The sequence below is a fragment of the Devosia faecipullorum genome (assembly GCF_015158295.1).
GTDB lineage: Bacteria > Pseudomonadota > Alphaproteobacteria > Rhizobiales > Devosiaceae > Devosia > Devosia faecipullorum.
In genome coordinates, this window is record NZ_JACDXV010000005.1 from 215,509 (window position 1) to 232,656 (window position 17,148).

The window sequence follows — 17,148 nt, forward strand, 5'->3', positions numbered from 1 at the left end:
TGCGGTTCGCAAATGCGGCCAATAAACGATCTAGCCGCGCCCGAACACCAGCACCGTCTCGATATTGCCGTCACCCCCGGCAATGGGTGAGACCACCTTTGCCTGCAAGGCAAAGCCAACGTCTTCGACAAAAGCGATCACCTCGGCCATGGCCCGTTCGCTGGCCGCCGCATCGCTGACGATGCCGCCCTTGCCGACGAATTCCCGGCCAACCTCGAATTGCGGCTTGAACAGGATCAATGCCCTTGCATCGGGTCCGCAAAGGCCGAGAGGCGCGGCCAGTACCTTGGTGACGGACACAAAACTCACATCCGAAACCAGAAGGTCGATATTCTCGGCAATCGTCTCACGGTCCAGTTCCCGCGCATTGTGGCCCTCAAGGCTCACGACGCGCGCATCGGCCCTGAGGCTTTGATGCAATTGGTCATGCCCCACATCGACGGCATAGACCCGGCCCGCGCCGCGCTCCAGCAGCACCTGGGTGAAGCCGCCGGTGGACGCACCCACATCGAGACAGGTCTTGCCCGCAATTGCGACGGCCCCGGCGTCGAGCCCGGCGATCAGCTTCAGCGCCGCGCGCGATACATAGGCGGCGGCGGGATCGTCCAGCGTTACCAGATCGGCTTCGCCCACCATCTGGTTGGGCTTTCTGGCCGGCGCGCCATTGACCTGCACGGTGCCGCGCAGAATGGCGTCACGGGCCCGCGCCCGGCTCGGCATCAGCCCGCGCTGTTCGAGCGCCAGGTCGAGCCGGATACGGCTCACCCCTTGACCAGCCGCTCGATCTTGGCGCGCGCCGTGTCGCCGTTTTCCTCATAGGCAATGGTGCCCTGGAAGGAGCCGTCGCCCTTGATCAGGAAGGTCAGCGCGGTGTGGTTGACGAGGTAGAATTCGCTGTCCACGTCGCCGGCCTTTTCCGAAAACACACCGAAAGCCGCCTTGACCCGGTCGGTTTCGGCCTCATCGCCCACCAGTCCGATAACGCTGGTATCGAAGCCTTCGACATAATCCTTGACCATTTCAGCGGTGTCGCGCTCGGGATCGACGGTAACGAAGATGATGCGCAGATCCTCGGCGGTAAGCCCCAATTGCGCGCGCCAGGCTGTGGTTTCGGCCAGCGTCGTCGGGCAGACATCGGGACAGAACGTATAGCCGAAGAAGATGAGGCTGGGCGTGCCGCGCAGATCGTCCTGGGTGAAGGTGCCGCCCTTGGTGGAGGTCAGCGCGAATTCCTGGCCGGTCACGCCCAGTGGGCGCTTTGGCGGCTGGAACACATAGAGCGCCGTGGCCCCGATGGCGGCGATTGCCACCAATACCCAAAGCACGATGCGGAAATTGCGCAGAGTCTTGTTCGTCATCGCTCAAACCTCAAAACGTTCATCCGCTCCGCCAGCATTGCTGCATCAATCGGGACAAGCCCGGTGCTGACTATGGCGGTGGGAGCCATTCGCTTTGATGCGCTGCCCCAATGAGCGAGGCAACAGGCAGATTGCCGCGCCTCAATTGGCGTCGAGCGGCTCGGTTCCGGTCGCCTTGCCATCGCGGCTGAGCGTGATCTTTTCGATTCTTGCCTCGGCGGTCTTGAGCAGGGTTTCGCAATGGGCCTTCAGCGCTTCGCCGCGCTCATAGATAGCGATGGATTCGGCCAGCGGCGCGCGGCCGCTTTCGAGCTTGGCGACGATCTGTTCCAATTGCTCGAGCGCCGCCTCGAAGCTCAGCCCCTTCACATCGTCATTATCGGCCATCGGAGGCTCCGCGATTTGTCTGTTGCATCAGCCGTTGAGCAGCGTGGCCACGTGATGGCTGACCCCGCCCTCAAGGCCCTTGAGGTCATAACCACCTTCGAGCAGCGACACAATGCGATTGGCGCAACGCCGCCCCGCCACCTCCATCAACTTTCCGGTGACCCAGGTGAAGTCGGCATCCACCCATTCGAGCTGCGCCAGCGGATCGCGCTGATGGGCATCGAAACCAGCCGAGATCAGCAGCAGGTCGGGGGCGAAATTGTCCAGCGCCGGCAGGATCGTCTCCCGATAGGCCTCCCGCATCGCCTCACCGCCCGAATGGGCGGGCAGCGCCGCATTGACGATATTGCCCATGCCGGTTTCGCGTGGATGCCCGGTGCCGGGAAAAAGCGGCATCTGGTGGCTCGACGCATAGAAGACGGAGGGATCGTCCTTGAAGATGTCCTGAGTGCCATTGCCGTGGTGCACGTCGAAATCGACGATGGCGACCCGATCCGCGCCATATTTGCGCTGCGCTTCGCGCGCGGTGATGGCAATGGTATTGATGAGGCAGAAGCCCATGGGATTGGCGATTTCGGCGTGGTGGCCGGGGGGGCGAATGGCACAGAAGGCGTTGTCGGCCTCGCCCAGCAGCACTGCATCGAGCGCCGCCAGCGCCCCGCCCAGGCCGGTGGCGATCGTGTCCATCGAGCTGTCGGAGATGAAGGTGTCGGTATCGAGCTGACCGATGCCCTCGGCGGGCCGTGCATCGCGCAGGCGGCCCAGATAGTGGCGGTCATGGACGAGTTCGGCCAGCATCAGGTCGGCGAAGGGAGCGTCGCGGCGCAAAAGGGCGTCGAATTGGCTGGCGGCCAGCGCCGCATTGACGGCGCGGATACGGTCGGCCCGTTCGGGGTGCCCCTGCGGGGTCTGGTGGTCGGCAAAATTGGTCTGGCTCACCAGCAGCGTGGTCAAAGGCGCTCTCCGCTCTCGTCTCCCGTCTTGACGCGGGCCGGGCCTGTTGTCAAACAACCGCCATGAACGCACCCTTGCCGCTGGACATCGCCGAAGCCGCCGCGCTGTTGCGCGCCGGGCGTCTCGTCGCCTTTCCCACCGAGACGGTCTATGGACTGGGGGCGAATGCGAAAAATGCCGATGCGGTGCTCTCGATCTACGAGACCAAGGGGCGGCCGCGTTTCAATCCGCTGATCGTGCATTGCGCCGATCTGGCCATGGCCGAAAGCCTGGCCGAATTTTCGCCGTTGGCCCGCCAATTGGCCGAAGCCTTCTGGCCCGGCCCGCTCAGTCTCGTGCTCAAGCTCAGGCCCGGCCATGGGCTCGCGGATGTGGCCACCGCCGGGCTCGATACTGTGGCCCTGCGCGTCCCCGATCATCCTCTGGCCCTGGCCTTGTTGCGCGAAACCGGCCTGCCGCTGGCCGCGCCCTCCGCCAATCCCTCCGGCCGGCTTTCCCCCACCAGCGCCGAACAGGTGCAGCGCGGCTTTGCCGGAAAAGTGCCGGTGCTCGATGGCGGGGCCTGCAAATCGGGTGTCGAATCCACCATTATTGCCATTGATGAGGAAAACCTGATCCAGTTGCGCGCCGGAGCGCTGGCGCGCGAGGAAATCGAGCGCGTCACCGGCCTCAAGGTGCAAAAAGCCGCGACGGGGGCCGCGATTTCAGCGCCGGGCATGATGCTCAGTCATTATGCGCCCAATGCCCATATGAGGCTCGATGCGGTGCCTGAAGCCGGCGATGCCTGGCTGGCCTTCGGCCCTAGTGCGCCCTTTGCCGGGATCAGCCGCAATCTCTCGGCAAGCGGGGATCTGCGCGAAGCGGCCCGCAATCTCTTTGCCATGCTGCATGAACTGGATGGGACCGGCGCCAAATCCATCGCCGTCGCGCCCATCCCCGAGACCGGACTGGGCGAAGCGATCAACGACCGGCTGAGACGGGCGGCGGCCCCGCGGGAATAAAGCGCCGGTCTTTCAGATCATTTCACACTTGTTTCGAAACACCCACGGGGTCATTCCGGCGCAGGCCGGGATCCATGCTGTGCTCCCGCCGCATGCGTGATGCCGTAGATGGCCTTCACCATGGACCCCGGCCTTCGCCGGGGTGACCATCTGTGCAGGGGGCGGGCCCCCCTTAAACCTTGTACGGCTTCTGGTCGCGCATGAAACGGGCCAGCGCTTCAAGGTCGGCGTCGCCGCCCGGCGGCAGCACGACGCGGATATTCACGTAGAGGTCGCCCTCGCCGTAAAGCCCCTTGCCCTTGAGCCGCAGCGCCTTGGACGTATCGACGCCGGGCGGCAGGTTGAGTTCCACCGGACCATCCAGCGTGGCCACCCGCACCTTGGCACCGAGCACGGCGTCATAGAGCGGCACGGCGACATCGGTGCGCACGTCCAGCCCGTCGCGGCGGAAGGTCTTGGACTTTTCGAATCTGATCGTCACCAGCGCATCACCCGGCTCGCCGATGGGGCTGGGCGTACCCTGGCCCTTGAGCCGGATCTGCTGGCCTTCCTCGACCTTTTCGGGCAGCTTGACGTTGAGCATCTTGCCATTGGGCATGCGCACCGGCACCGAAGCCGCCTTGTGCGCGTCTTCCAGCGAGATGGTCACGTTGACCACCAAGTCGTCGCCCTTGCTCATGCGCGCGCCGGGCCCGGCGCCCGCGCCACCTGCCGTCGCACCGGCAAATGGATCCCATTGCGCGCCGCCAGAGGCGCGGCCGCCGCCACGCGGCTGGCCGCCGAAGCCGCTCATGAATTCCTTGAGGATATCCTCGGCCGAAAAGCCGCCGGCGCCAGCCGCGCCCGGACGGGCTCCGGGGCGCGCACCACCGCCGAAGCCGCCATTGCCGAAACCGGCAAAGCGCGGATTGCCTTCGGCGTCGATTTCGCCACGGTCAAATTGGGCCCGCTTGTCCTTGTCGTTGAGCAGGTCATAGGCATGGGTCGCTTCGGCAAATTTGCCATGGGCGGACGAATCGTCGGGATTCTGGTCGGGATGGTATTTCTTGGCCAGCTTGCGATAGGCGGACTTGATGTCCTTCTCGCTTGCGGACCGCGTCACCCCAAGTACGGTGTAAGGATCGCGCATCAAGTTCCAATCTTTGCGTTGGGGCATTGTCCGCCCCGTGTGTTGGGTTCTATATGGCCACGCCCCCTGGCCTTGTCCAGTTTCCCCATGGCAAAAGCGGGAATTTCACCATGCTGCAAACCCTCACCGAAAGTCTGTTCGACGATAGCGTGCGCGCGCCGCTCGATCCCTTCGCCATTTTCGAGGAATGGTTCGCCCTGGCGCAGCAATCGGAACCCAATGACCCCCATGCCATGGCGCTGGCCTCAGCCGACGAACAGGGCCTGCCCGATGTGCGCATGGTGCTGCTCAATCGCCGCGACGCGCGGGGCTTTTGCTTCTTCACCAATTTCGAGAGCGACAAGGGTCGCCAATTGCAGGCCAATCCGCAGGCCGCCATGGTCATGCACTGGAAAAGCCTGCGCCGGCAGGTGCGGATGCGCGGCCCCGTCGAGGTAGTGAGCGACGCCGACGCCGATGCCTATTTCGCCTCGCGCCCCAAGGGCAGCCGCATCGCCTCGGCTACCTCCAGGCAATCGCGCCCGCTCGCCAGCCGGCAGCAGATGCTGGATGAAGTCGATAGAGTCACCGCCATGATCGGCGATGCCGAGGCGCCGCGCCCGGCCAATTGGTCGGGTTTTCGCCTCGTGCCGCTATCCATCGAATTCTGGAAGGACGGCGAATTCCGTCTGCATGACCGGGTCCGGTTCACGCGCAAAGACGCGGACGCTGCCTGGGAAAGCGCGCGGCTATATCCCTAGAGACGTCCCTCTCTATGGCACCGCACGAATCCGCCGGGAAGGATCGGCGGTGCCGGACGGGCCTGCGGCACACCGGTCCCACCTTCCCATTCCCCGCGCCCTCGCCTAATACTGCGGTCATCCCGAGGGCGACATGCAGAGCGATCCGAGAAGCCAAAGTCTGACTTTTAGCGGATCGCGCTGGGATCTGGCGGTGATGCTGCTGCGCGGCTACGTGCTGATGGTGCCGACGATCGGGCTCAACCGTTTCTGGCTGACCACGCGTAAGCGCCGCTTCTATTGGGGCCATACCGGGCTCGGCGGCGACATGCTGGAATATACCGGCGACGCCCAGCAATTGCTGATCGGCTTTCTCATGGCCCTGGCCGTGTTCCTGCCGCTCTATGGGCTGTTCTTCTATCTCTCCACCCAATCGGTCGAGATCGTCATCACCGGCTATGGGCTGGTGGCAATCCTGGTGTGGTTCCTCTACGGCTATGCCCAATATCGGGCCCGCGATTTCCGGCTTTCGCGCACCCTCTGGCGCGGCATCCGCTTCGATCAGGGCGGCAGCGCCTGGCGCTATGGCCTGCGCCGCTTCTTCTGGTCGCTGCTCAATGTGGCGACGCTGGGCCTGGCCTATCCCTTCATGGCCGCCTCGCTCTGGCGCTACCGCTATGCCAACAGTTTTTACGGCGACCGGCAATTCCGCTTTGCCGGAAGCTGGCGGCAATTGGCCCTGCCCTATTACCTGACCTGGGTGGCTGTGGCGGTCATGGCGCTGGTCGCGCTGGTCATGGCCGACGAGGCCAAGCTCTTCGAGGAGCCGCTCGCGGCCGATGCTTCCGCCTATGGCAATCTGCTGCTGCTGGCCCTTGTCGGCCTGGTTCTCACCACCTTCTATCGGGCCGCAGAGATGACGCGGATGTTTTCCGCGGTGCAATTGGGCGATGCGCGCCTCACGCTGCGCCTTTCCGCCCTGCGGCTTCTGGCCCAATATCTGCTCTTCGCCCTCGCCCTCGGGGCGGCCTATCTGGTGCTGGCTTTGGGCGGTTTCATCGTGCTCGGCCTCGTAGCCGCCGAAGCCTTTTCGGGGGGCGGCTTCGATCTCGACGTGCTGATGGCCTCAATCCAGTCGAGCGTGGTGACGCTTCTGGCGATCGTCACCGGCTATCTGCTGGTGCTGGCGGCCTTCATCTTCGTCAGCGAATTGGTGCTGGGTTACGGCTTCTGGTGGCTCGTGGCGCGCGGCGCGTCCGTCTCGGGACTGGATAGTCTCGATGACGTCAAGGCGCGCGCCGAAGACAAGGCGCTGGCCGGCGAAGGGCTGGCCGATGCCCTCAATGTGGGAGGATATTGAATGTCCATTCCCGCGCGCTTCCATGACGGTCTGGTCTCCCGGGTCCACGAGACGCAATTGCGCTACGAGCACGAGGGAGAAAGCGGACGCCTTCTGGTCCTCGATGCCGTTTCCGGCGCCCCGCTCGCCGCCTGGCCGGCCGAAAACCTCTATCTGGTCCCCGCCCGCCGCGACGAAATCCGCATCGGCGCCAATGGCGAAAACGATGGCGCGCGCGTCGTCGTCGCCGGGGCCGAGCATATCGGGCGCATCCGCGCCACGCTGCCGCTATTGGCGCAGCGCCAAAAGCAGGAGCGCGGCAGGCAGATCCGGCTGGCGGCGCTGTCCACCATGGCGCTGGCCATGGTGATCGCCGCCTATATTTTCGGCGTGCCGCTGATCGCCACACGCGTGGTGCAATTGGTGCCGCCGGGCTGGGAAGACGGGATCGGCCAGACCGTCGCCAGCCAGATCGAGTCCAGCCTGGGCGACGAGGCCGGATTGCCGCTTTGCGATCCGAACCCGCAAAGCCATGCCAACCGCGCCATTGCCCGCTTTGTCGATGCGGCGCTGGATGGGGTAGGCACCCCGTTCAGCCCCGAAGTGCGGGTGGTGCGCTCCGACGTCGCCAATGCCTTTGCCTTGCCGGGCGGGCGGGTCTATTTCTTCTCCGCCTTGCTCAATGCCGCCCGCACGCCGGACGAATTCGCGGCGGTGCTGGCCCATGAACTGGGCCATGTCGTTTATCGCCACGGCATGGAGCAATTGGTCTCCACCGCCGGCACCGGCCTTCTGGTCGGCTTCATCCTTGGCGACATGACCGGCATTTCGGTGGCGGCGGGACTGGGCGCGACCCTCATCGATTCCCGTTTTTCCCGCGAGGCCGAGCACGAGGCGGACCGCTTCGCCGCCGATGTCGCCCAAAGGCTTGATTTCCAACCCTGGGCGCTGGCCAATCTCATCGGCAGGGTCTCCCAGGACAGCGCTTTCGACCGGGCGCTCGCCCTGTTCAACACCCATCCCCTGACCGATGAACGGCTCGCCGCCCTCACCCTTTTGGGGCAGGAGCGCCCCGATGGGCTCGAACCCCCGTTCACGCGCGATGAATGGCAGGCGATCCGCTCCATGTGCATCGGCAGCAGCGCCCCTTGAGACAGATTCAAACAAGCGCAACACCTTGCCGCTATCCTGGCCGCGTCACGGGAAGACGACGCCTTGCGGATTAAGATCAGAACCTCGAAATGGGCCATTTGGGCACGCCGCTTGGGCAGCCTTGCCCTGCCGCTCGTCCTGCTCCCGGTGCTGATGCATCGGGAAGGCTTCATCGACGCCTCGATATTTCTGGTGCTGATCCTCTTTGCGGGGGCGGTCGCGGCGCTGGCCGTGCTGGTGGCGCTCGGGGCGCTGGCGCGGCTCTGGGTCAGCGGCGACCGGGGCTGGGCGCGGGCGCTGGGCGGGCTCGTGCTCGGGCTGATATGCCTCTTGCCCTTTGCCTATTATGGCGCGCTGGCCCTGCGCTACCCGCCCGTCACCGACATGGCCACCGCCCCGCGCAGCGACTTGCCGCTGATCTTCGAGCCCGACACCGCCGCCATGCCCCCGGCAAGAATGCTGCCGCCGGAGGAACAGGCGCGCGTCTTTCCCAATGCGCAAACGCGCCTCTATCCGCTCGATGTCGTCCAGTTGTTCGCGCTGGTGGACCGGCTGGTCGCGGCCGAAAACTGGGATGTGAGGCGCCGTATCGAGCCGCTCACCGCGCCGGATCAGGGCCGCATCAATGCCCGCATCGTCACCCTGCCGGGCTGGCGGGAGGAAGCGGTGCTGCTCATCCGCCCGAATGGTCGGGGCGCACGCGTGGACATGCGCTCCGCCTCGATCGGCGCGCCCATCGATTTTGGCTCCAACGGCATGCGCATCAGCGCCTTTCTGGGGGCGCTGGACAATGAAGTCACCGCCTTGCTGCGCGACAATCCGAAGATCAACGACCCGGCCCCCGTGGAAGACGCGGTTCCCGACGTCGATATTGGCAACGGGCAATAGGGCCGGGCGGCGAAAAGCGCCTCAGCGCTTGCGCACGAATTCGGTGCGCAGCACCAGCCCCTTGATGGCGTCGTGCCGGCAATCGATCTCTTCGGGATTGTCGGTCAGGCGGATGGAGCGGATCACTGTGCCCTGTTTCAGCGTCTGGCCGGCGCCCTTGACCTTGAGATCCTTGATCAGCACCACCGAATCCCCGTCTGCCAGCACATTGCCGGAGGCGTCGCGCACCTGGGCAGCCTCGGCGGCGGCAGCTTTCACCTCCGAAGCGGGCAGCCATTCGCCGCTCGCTTCGTCATAAACGTAATCGTCATTGTCCGTGTTCATGCCGGTCCTATCGCAGGCCCGGCGGGCTTTGCCAAGCCCGAGGGGTCAGGAGGCAGTTATGACGCGCTCAAGGTGCGCCGCACCGCCCGGTCCCAGCCGACGATCTTGGCCTTGCGCGTGCTCGCGTCCATATCCGGCTCGAAGCGGGTGTCGCGGGCCCAGCTGGCGGCGAAATCCTGCATGCCGGGCCAGATGCCGGCCTTCATGCCCGCCAGCCACGCCGCACCCAAGGCGGTGGTTTCGAGAATGGTCGGGCGATCGACCGGCGCATCGAGAATGTCGGCGAGAAATTGCATGGTCCAGTCCGAGGCTACCATGCCGCCATCGACGCGCAGCACCGTCTCCCCCGCCCCGCCTTTCCAGTCCTTGCGCATGGCTTCGAGCAGGTCGCGCGTCTGGTAGCACACCGCTTCGAGGGCGGCGCGGGCGATTTCGGCGGGACCGGAATTGCGGGTGAGCCCATAGATCGCACCCCGCGCCTCCGCATCCCACCAGGGCGCGCCCAGCCCCACAAAGGCGGGCACCATATAGACCTGCTGGCTTGGGTCCGCCGATTGCGCCAGCGGCCCGGTCTCGCTGGCATGCTTGACCAGTTTGAGCCCATCCCTGATCCATTGCACCGCGGCCCCGGCGATGAAGATCGAGCCTTCCAGCGCATAAATGGTCTTGCCGTCCAGCCGATAGGCAATGGTGGTCAGGAGCCGGTTCTTGCTCCGCACCATGTCGGTGCCGGTATTGAGCAGGGCAAAGCAGCCGGTGCCATAAGTGGATTTGACCATGCCCGGTTCGAAACAGGCCTGCCCGATGGTCGCGGCATGCTGGTCGCCCGCCACGCCCAGAATGGGAATGGATGCGCCGAACAGGGCCGCATCGGTCACCCCGAAATCATCGGCGCAATCCTTGACTTGGGGCAGGATGGCCATGGGCACGTCGAGCAGGCCGCAAAGCTGGCTGTCCCATTGGTTGCTGCCGATGTCGAACAGAAGCGTGCGTCCGGCATTGGTGGCGTCGGTTGCGTGCATCTTGCCCCCCGTCAGCCGCCAGATGAGAAAGCTGTCCACCGTGCCGAAGGCCAGTTCACCCTGTTCGGCGCGCTTGCGCGCGCCCTTGACCTTGTCCAGCAGCCATTTGACCTTGGTGCCGGAGAAATAGGGATCGAGCAGCAGGCCGGTCTTGCGGGTGAAGAGCTTTTCATGCCCCTCCTTGCGCAGCCTCGTGCAGATTGCGGCGGTGCGCCGGTCCTGCCAGACAATGGCATTGTGGATCGGCTTGCCGGTCGCGCGGTCCCAGATCAGCACGGTTTCGCGCTGATTGGTGATGCCGATGGCGGCAATGTCGCCGGCGGCGATCCTTGCCTCTTTCAGCGCCGTCTTCACCGACCAGACGACGCTTTCCCAGATCTCTTCCGGATCGTGCTCGACCCAGCCGTCCTCCGGAAAAATCTGCGGGAATTCCTTCTGGCCGACGCCAACGATCTTGCGGTTTTCGTCGAACAGGATCGCCCGGCTCGATGTCGTGCCCTGATCGATAGCCAGAATGAATTTGGTCATCAAAGTCTCCTCCGCCCGCAATGTCATTCCGGCGCAGGCCGGAATCCATATCCGCATCTATCCACGACAGCCGGGTTTGCGGCCAGTCCCGCGCCTGGATTTCGGCCTGCGCCGGAATGACCCGGTGGTTGGCTAGCCCGCCAGATAATCCTCCAGCCGCACTACGTCCTCCGGCGTCACCCGCAATCCCAGCTTGGTGCGCCGCCACAAAATGTCCTCGGCGCTGCGCGCCCATTCCTGGGCCAATAGATAATCCACTTCCGCTCCATAGAGATCGGCGCCGAAATGGGTGCCGAGATCGGCCTGGCTTTTCGCTCCGCCCAATATGACCCGCGCCCTGGTGCCGTAAAGTCGCAGCAGCCGCCGCAACAGGCCAGCCCCCATGGCGGGATAATCCATGCCCAGCCGGCGCAATTCGGCCTCGAACGACTTCACCCCGAAATCGCCGCCCGGCAGCGTGCTGTTTTTTGTCCAGGCCGGACCTTTGCCGCCGAGCACGGCCTCGATCTTTTCCAGCACCGATTCCGCCAGCCGCCGCGACGTGGTGAGCTTGCCGCCAAAGACGTTGATCACCGCACCGGTCTGGGCATCGCCCTCGAGCTTGAGCACATAGTCGCGCGTCGCTTCCTGCGCGGCGCTGGCTCCGTCATCAAAGAGCGGCCGTACGCCCGAATAGGTCCAGACGATATCCGCGTGCGTCACCTGTTTGGCGAAATATTCATTGGCGGCGGCGAGCAGGTAATCGGTCTCCTCGGCGGTGATTTTCACGTCGCGCGGATCGCCGTGATAATCGCGGTCGGTGGTGCCGATCAGGGTGAAATCGTCTTCGTAGGGAATGGCGAAGAAAATCCGCCCGTCGCTGTTCTGGAAAAAATAACAGCGGTCGTGATCGTAAAGCTTGTTGACCACGATATGGCTGCCCTGGACCAGCCGCACATGGTGGGCTTCTTTGTGGCCCAGCACGCCATTGATCACCTCATCCACCCAGGGGCCCGCTGCATTGATCAGCATGCGGGCGCGCAGAACCTGTTTGCCCCCCTCCCCGTCAAGCTCGATGGTCCAGCCACCATCCTCGCGCCGGGCGGAGACCACCTTGGTGCGCACATGGATGGACGCGCCGCGATCGGCGGCGTCGCGCGCATTGAGCACCACGAACCGCGCGTCATTGACCCAGCAATCGGAATATTCGAAGGCCAGCCGATAGCCGGGCTTGAGCGGCTTGCCGGCCTCGTCGCGCGTCAGGTCAAGGGTCTTGGTCGCCGGCAGGAGCCGCCTTCCGCCCATATGGTCATAGAGGGCGAGCCCCGCCCGCAGCACCGCCGCCGGGCGCAGGCCCTTGTGATGGGGCAGAACGAAGCGCAGCGGCCAGATGACATGGGGCGCCGCCGACCACAGCACTTCCCGCTCGGCCAAGGCTTCGTGCACGAGACGGAATTCGTAATGTTCGAGATAGCGCAGGCCGCCATGGATCAGCTTGGTGGCCGCCGAGGACGTGCCCGAAGCCAGATCGTTCATCTCGGCCAGGGCCACCGAATAGCCTCGACCCACCGCATCGCGCGCCACGCTGGCGCCGTTGATGCCGCCGCCGATCACGAAAATATCCAGCATGTAGCCGCCTCCGCTCACCATGTTTCGTTTATAGTGCATTTAGGTTCGTTTTGTAATGGGGATATTTCGTTTAAACTTCCATACAAGCAGGGCATTGACCTGCTCCTAACCGCAGAGTACGGCTGGCATTCCTTCCTTTCGGCCAAGGCTATCCGGCCAATGCTCGACATCCTCGCCATCATCGCCCCGATTTTTGCGCTCATGGCCTTCGGCTATGGCGCGGTGCGGTTTCGCCTCTTTCCCGCCGAGGGCATTAAGGCGCTGATTGCCTTCGTCAACAATTTCGCCACGCCGTGCCTGCTGTTCTATTCGATCAGCAGCAGCGATTTCCGCTCCGCCTTCAATCCGGCCATTATCGGGCCGTTCTATCTCGGCGCCATCATCTGTTTCGTCATCGGCATCGGCATCGCCCGCAAGGCGTTCGGCAATCCGCCCGGCGAAAGCGTCTCGGTGGGCTTTGCCGGCACCTTTACCAATACGGTGCTGATCGGCCTGCCGATCATGACCCGGGCCTATGGCGAGGGCGCCCTGCCCGTCACCCTTTCGATCATCGGCCTGCATGGGGCGATCCTGTTGACGCTGGGCATGGTCACCATGGAACTGGCGCGGCGCGACGGCCAGAGGCTGAGCCGGACGCTCCTGGTCGCCGTCCGTCGCGTCGTCTCCAATCCGCTGATCTGGGGCATTGCGGCGGGCATTGTCGGCTCGCTGCTCAATCTGAAACTGATCGAGCCGGCCGAAGCCTTTTTCGTGATGATGAGCCAGGCCGTGGTGCCGGCGGCCCTGTTCGGCATTGGCGGAGCGCTGAACGAATTCCGCCTCAGCGAAAACTGGCGGCAAGCGCTGGTGGCCGCGCTGATCAAGCTCATCGTCCACCCCGCCATCGCCTATGCGCTGATGATCTGGGTACTGCACGTACCCATGGACATCGCCCGCTACGGCATCCTGCTCGCCGCCATGCCGGCCGGCGTCAACATCTATGTCTTCGCCACCTATTACGATCGCGGCACCAGCGTTGCCGCCAACACCATCCTGATCGCCACCCTGCTCTCGGCGCTGACCATTTCGGGCTGGCTATTCCTGCTGAACCTCTAGCGAAGGGCGCTCAATTGGCCTTACCCGCCCAGACCAGCCGACGGTAAAGCGTCGAGCGGTCAATGCCCAGGGCCCGCGCCGCCGCCGAGAGATTGCCCCGGTTCAATTCCACCACCCGGCGCATGGCCGCTTCGGTCAATTCCCCCAATTCGCCCGATGGCGTCAGCGGGGAGGTGCGTCGCGCAGGCGGCTGGATATGATTGGGCAGATCGTCGAGGCCGACGCGTTGGCCCGGCCCCGCCAGCGCCGAGGTGGCGTGCAGCGTATTGGCCAGTTCGCGCAGATTGCCCGGCCAGTCATGGGCTTCCAGCCGGTCGAGCACGGCATCGGGCAGCCTGCCATGCCCGGCTTCATGGGCCTGCCAGAGATATTCGATCAGAGCGCGGCGCTCCGGCAATTCAGCGACGGCGGGCAGGCTGATGCTGACCTGGGCGATGCGGAAATAGAGATCGGCCCGGAATGTGCCGGCATCGACCATGGCCTTGAGATCGCGATTGGTAGCGCAGATGGCGACGAAATCGGTCTTTTTCGGCGGGCCACCGCCGAGCGGGGACACCTGCTTGTCCTGCAAGACCCGCAGCAGGCGCGATTGCAGCAGCAGCGGCATGTCGCCGATCTCGTCGAGAAACAGGATGCCGCCTTCGGCCTGGCTCACCAGCCCCCGTGCGCCACCCTTGCGGGCGCCAGTAAAGGCTCCCGCCTCATAGCCGAACAATTCAGCCTCGATCAGGCTTTCCGGCAGGGCGGCGCAATTGACCGCGACGAAGGGCTTGCCGGCGCGGCTGGAGCGCTCCGCCAGATGGCGCGCGAACACCTCCTTGCCCGAGCCGGTCGGCCCGCTCACCAGAACCGGGATGTCGGCATTGACCAGCTTGATCGCCCGCTCGAGATCGGCGCGCGTCTCGGCAATCATATAGGGGCCGCTCTGGCGCGCCATGCCGCTCACCGGATGCAGGCTGGCCTGGGGGCGCTCCTCGGGCCGCTGCACAATGGCGCTGAAGCGCTCGCCGCCGACGCTGCGCAGATCGGTGTCCAGCCGTTCGAACAATTCATCGCTGGTGGTCTTGCGAAAGGCCAGCCGGTCCAGTCCCAGAAGGCTCAGCGCCCGCCGATTGCCCGCCAGCAGCCGGTCGCCGTCAAAGACCAATACGCCTTCGCGTGGCGTGCCCAGGAGGTCGCCCAGCTTATGGAAGCGCAGCACGGTCTTGTCCTCGAAGCCGCGCGCGAAGAAGCGGTGTTCGATCTGTTCCACCGCCAGCCGCACCAGTCCCAGCGCATGGGTATGGCCCGCATCGGCATGGCCGGACATGTCGAGCACCCCGGCCAGCTTGCCGAAGGGATCGATGATGGGGGCCGCAGCGCAATGGAGAATGCCATGCGGCTCGAAAAAATGCTCCCCGCCATGCACGGCGATGGCGCGTCGCTCGGCCATGGCGGTGCCGATGGCATTGGTGCCGGTGGAATTTTCCGACCAGGCGACGCCGGGCTGCAGGGCTACCCGCGCCGCCGCGCCGGCGAATTCGGCGCTGCCGACCACGTCGAGCAGCGTGCCCTTGGCATCGGTGAGGATAACGACGCTGTCGGTCAGCCTGGCCTCGGCCCGCAGGATCATCAATTCGGGCCGGCTCATCAGGCGCAGCGTCTCATTCTGCTGCTGGAGCTGGCGCAATTCGCCGGCGGTCATGGGTTCGGCCAGCACATTATCGCCGGCATCCAGCCCCTGCTCGGCGCAGCGCTGCCAGCTTCTGAGGATCGGCGCCGGCACCAGCCCTTCGGGCAGAACATGTCCTGAGAAGAATTTTTCGCGCGCCGCCGCCAGCGTCAGGTCAGACGACAGGTTCATTCTCGCCTCCCTACCCATCTGTGGCAATTTGCAACGCTTGTTGCGCTCGCCATCAGATCCAAGTGTTGCAAAGTGTTGCGCCGCAAACGCCCCGGTGTAAAGCCGCGTCGCGTTCACGAAGACTTGGCCCGCGAAATCAAGCGCTTGGCCGAACTGGCATGATGGTTGCTCTTAATGGTCTGCATTCAGGAACCAAGGGAGGAAGCCTTGAACAAGCCCGAATTTATCGGCCAGCGCACCAAATCTCCGTACAAGGCCAAATATGGCAATTACATTGGCGGACAATGGATGGACGCCGTTGACGGCGAAACCTTCGACAATACTTCGCCCATTACCGGGCAGGTGATCTGCAAGGTGGCGCGCGGCAAGGCCGCCGACATCGACAGGGCGCTCGACGCCGCGCACAAGGCCGCTCCGGCCTGGGGCCGCACCTCGCCGGCCGAACGCGCCAATATGCTCAACAAGATTGCCGACCGCATCGAGGAAAACCTCGAACTGATCGCCTTGGCCGAGACCTGGGACAATGGCAAGCCGATCCGCGAGACCAAGGCCGCCGACATTCCGCTGGCCATCGACCATTTCCGCTATTTCGCCGGCGCCATCCGCGCCCAGGAAGGCGGCATTTCTCAGATCGACAACGACACCGTCGCCTATCACTTCCAGGAGCCGTTGGGCGTGGTGGGCCAGATCATTCCGTGGAATTTCCCCATCCTGATGGCCACCTGGAAGCTGGCCCCGGCGCTTGCCGCCGGCAATGCGGTGGTGCTCAAGCCCGCCGAGCAGACCCCGGCCTCGATCCTCTTCCTCATGGAACTGATCGAAGACCTGATCCCGCCGGGCGTGCTCAATATCGTCAACGGCTTCGGCCTTGAAGCAGGCAAGCCGCTGGCCTCCTCCAACCGCATCGCCAAGATCGCCTTTACCGGCGAGACCACGACGGGCCGGCTGATCATGCAATATGCCAGCCAGAACCTCATTCCGGTGACGCTGGAACTGGGTGGAAAATCGCCCAATATCTTCTTCAAGGACGTCATGGATGAGGATGACGATTTCTTCGACAAGGCGCTTGAAGGCTTCACCATGTTCGCCCTCAACCAGGGTGAAGTATGCACCTGCCCCAGCCGCGCCCTGATCCAGGAATCGGTCTATGAGCGCTTCATGGAGCGGGCGATCAAGCGCGTCGAAGCCATCGTGCAGGGCTCCCCGCTCGATGACGCCACCATGATCGGGGCGCAGGCTTCGTCCGAACAGCTCGAAAAGATCCTCTCCTATCTCGACATCGGCAAGCAGGAAGGCGCCAAGGTGCTGACCGGGGGCGAGCGCAACACGTTCGAGGGCGATCTGGCCGGCGGCTATTACGTCAAGCCCACCGTCTTTGCCGGCAACAACAAGATGCGCATCTTCCAGGAGGAAATTTTCGGCCCGGTCGTCTCCGTCACCACCTTCAAGGACGAGGACGAAGCGCTCGCCATCGCCAATGACACGCTTTATGGCCTCGGCGCCGGCGTGTGGACCCGCAATGGCAATCGCGCCTATCGCTTCGGCCGCGGCATCCAGGCCGGCCGCGTCTGGACCAATTGCTACCACGCCTATCCGGCCCATGCGGCCTTTGGCGGCTACAAGCAATCGGGTATCGGCCGCGAAAACCACCGCATGATGCTCGACCATTACCAGCAGACCAAGAACATGCTGGTGAGCTACAGCCCCAAGAAGCTGGGCTTTTTCTAATACGCGCTCCTCCCAAGGCGCAGTCCCCGGGGTTTTCCCCGGGGATTACCCAGTTCATTCCGGCGGGACGGGC

17 protein-coding genes are annotated in these 17,148 nt (G+C 64.4%); 8 read left to right on the forward strand and 9 right to left on the reverse strand.

Annotated features, from left to right (window positions below; all coding sequences use genetic code 11):
- Window positions 1–30 precede the first annotated feature (30 nt).
- The 4 genes from H0482_RS12815 to H0482_RS12830 form a co-directional block, all read right to left on the reverse strand.
- Window positions 31–765, reverse strand: a complete 735-nt coding sequence (locus tag H0482_RS12815) for a TlyA family RNA methyltransferase (RefSeq protein WP_193730449.1) — start codon at window positions 763–765, stop codon at window positions 31–33.
- The gene (locus H0482_RS12820) at window positions 762–1,358 is read right to left on the reverse strand and encodes an SCO family protein (protein WP_193730450.1); all 597 of its coding nucleotides are present in this window, start codon (window positions 1,356–1,358) and stop codon (window positions 762–764) included. Before H0482_RS12820 ends, H0482_RS12815 begins: the two co-directional genes overlap by 4 nt.
- Window positions 1,359–1,499: 141 nt before the next feature.
- Complete coding sequence (locus H0482_RS12825; RefSeq protein WP_193730451.1) at window positions 1,500–1,745, reverse strand: exodeoxyribonuclease VII small subunit; 246 nt, start codon at window positions 1,743–1,745, stop codon at window positions 1,500–1,502.
- 27 nt (window positions 1,746–1,772) lie between these two features.
- The gene (locus tag H0482_RS12830; protein WP_193730452.1) at window positions 1,773–2,699 is read right to left on the reverse strand and encodes a histone deacetylase family protein; all 927 of its coding nucleotides are present in this window, start codon (window positions 2,697–2,699) and stop codon (window positions 1,773–1,775) included.
- A 62-nt stretch (window positions 2,700–2,761) separates the two neighbouring features.
- Between H0482_RS12830 and H0482_RS12835 the strand changes: the two genes are divergently transcribed.
- Window positions 2,762–3,700 carry an L-threonylcarbamoyladenylate synthase gene (locus tag H0482_RS12835; protein ID WP_193730453.1) on the forward strand — a complete coding sequence of 313 codons (939 nt, stop codon included), beginning with the start codon at window positions 2,762–2,764 and terminating at the stop codon, window positions 3,698–3,700.
- A gap of 172 nt (window positions 3,701–3,872) precedes the next feature.
- On the opposite strand, the gene H0482_RS12840 is transcribed toward H0482_RS12835, so the two are convergent.
- A complete protein-coding gene (locus H0482_RS12840; protein WP_193730454.1) occupies window positions 3,873–4,829 on the reverse strand; it encodes a DnaJ C-terminal domain-containing protein in 957 nt (318 codons plus the stop codon).
- Between the two features lie 110 nt (window positions 4,830–4,939).
- On the opposite strand from H0482_RS12840, the gene pdxH reads away from it, so the two are divergent.
- The 4 genes from pdxH to H0482_RS12860 all read left to right on the forward strand — a co-directional run bounded on the left by pdxH (window position 4,940) and on the right by H0482_RS12860 (window position 8,927).
- Window positions 4,940–5,569 (forward strand): pyridoxamine 5'-phosphate oxidase, encoded by a 630-nt coding sequence (gene pdxH, locus H0482_RS12845; protein WP_193730455.1) that lies wholly within the window; start codon window positions 4,940–4,942, stop codon window positions 5,567–5,569.
- A 133-nt stretch (window positions 5,570–5,702) separates the two neighbouring features.
- Window positions 5,703–6,908, forward strand: coding sequence for a DUF898 family protein (locus tag H0482_RS12850; RefSeq protein WP_193730456.1), 1,206 nt, complete (start codon window positions 5,703–5,705; stop codon window positions 6,906–6,908).
- Entirely contained in the window at window positions 6,909–8,039 is a 1,131-nt protein-coding gene (locus H0482_RS12855) for a M48 family metallopeptidase (protein ID WP_193730457.1), read from the forward strand.
- A gap of 111 nt (window positions 8,040–8,150) precedes the next feature.
- On the forward strand, window positions 8,151–8,927 hold the full coding sequence (locus H0482_RS12860) for a DUF1499 domain-containing protein (protein ID WP_193730458.1): 777 nt from the start codon (window positions 8,151–8,153) through the stop codon (window positions 8,925–8,927).
- A gap of 21 nt (window positions 8,928–8,948) precedes the next feature.
- On the opposite strand, the gene H0482_RS12865 is transcribed toward H0482_RS12860, so the two are convergent.
- Window positions 8,949–9,251 carry an alkylphosphonate utilization protein gene (locus tag H0482_RS12865; RefSeq protein WP_193730459.1) on the reverse strand — a complete coding sequence of 101 codons (303 nt, stop codon included), beginning with the start codon at window positions 9,249–9,251 and terminating at the stop codon, window positions 8,949–8,951.
- A gap of 56 nt (window positions 9,252–9,307) precedes the next feature.
- Window positions 9,308–10,801, reverse strand: a complete 1,494-nt coding sequence (gene glpK / locus H0482_RS12870) for a glycerol kinase GlpK (protein WP_193730460.1) — start codon at window positions 10,799–10,801, stop codon at window positions 9,308–9,310.
- Between glpK and H0482_RS12875 the strand changes: the two genes are divergently transcribed.
- Window positions 10,788–10,937: a hypothetical protein gene (locus H0482_RS12875; protein WP_193730461.1), complete on the forward strand. Its 150-nt coding sequence runs from the start codon at window positions 10,788–10,790 to the stop codon at window positions 10,935–10,937. The genes glpK and H0482_RS12875 overlap by 14 nt on opposite strands.
- Here H0482_RS12875 and glpD read toward each other — a convergent pair.
- Entirely contained in the window at window positions 10,934–12,409 is a 1,476-nt protein-coding gene (gene glpD / locus H0482_RS12880) for a glycerol-3-phosphate dehydrogenase (protein WP_193730462.1), read from the reverse strand. The two genes, H0482_RS12875 and glpD, sit on opposite strands and share 4 nt — an antisense overlap.
- 159 nt (window positions 12,410–12,568) lie before the next feature.
- Here glpD and H0482_RS12885 point away from each other — a divergent pair, with 159 nt between their 5' ends.
- Window positions 12,569–13,504 carry an AEC family transporter gene (locus H0482_RS12885; protein ID WP_193730463.1) on the forward strand — a complete coding sequence of 312 codons (936 nt, stop codon included), beginning with the start codon at window positions 12,569–12,571 and terminating at the stop codon, window positions 13,502–13,504.
- A 10-nt stretch (window positions 13,505–13,514) separates the two neighbouring features.
- On the opposite strand, the gene H0482_RS12890 is transcribed toward H0482_RS12885, so the two are convergent.
- Window positions 13,515–15,347 (reverse strand): sigma-54-dependent Fis family transcriptional regulator, encoded by a 1,833-nt coding sequence (locus H0482_RS12890; RefSeq protein ID WP_193730464.1) that lies wholly within the window; start codon window positions 15,345–15,347, stop codon window positions 13,515–13,517.
- A gap of 207 nt (window positions 15,348–15,554) precedes the next feature.
- Here H0482_RS12890 and adh point away from each other — a divergent pair, with 207 nt between their 5' ends.
- Window positions 15,555–17,075, forward strand: coding sequence for an aldehyde dehydrogenase (gene adh, locus H0482_RS12895; RefSeq protein ID WP_193730465.1), 1,521 nt, complete (start codon window positions 15,555–15,557; stop codon window positions 17,073–17,075).
- Window positions 17,076–17,148: the final 73 nt, after the last annotated feature.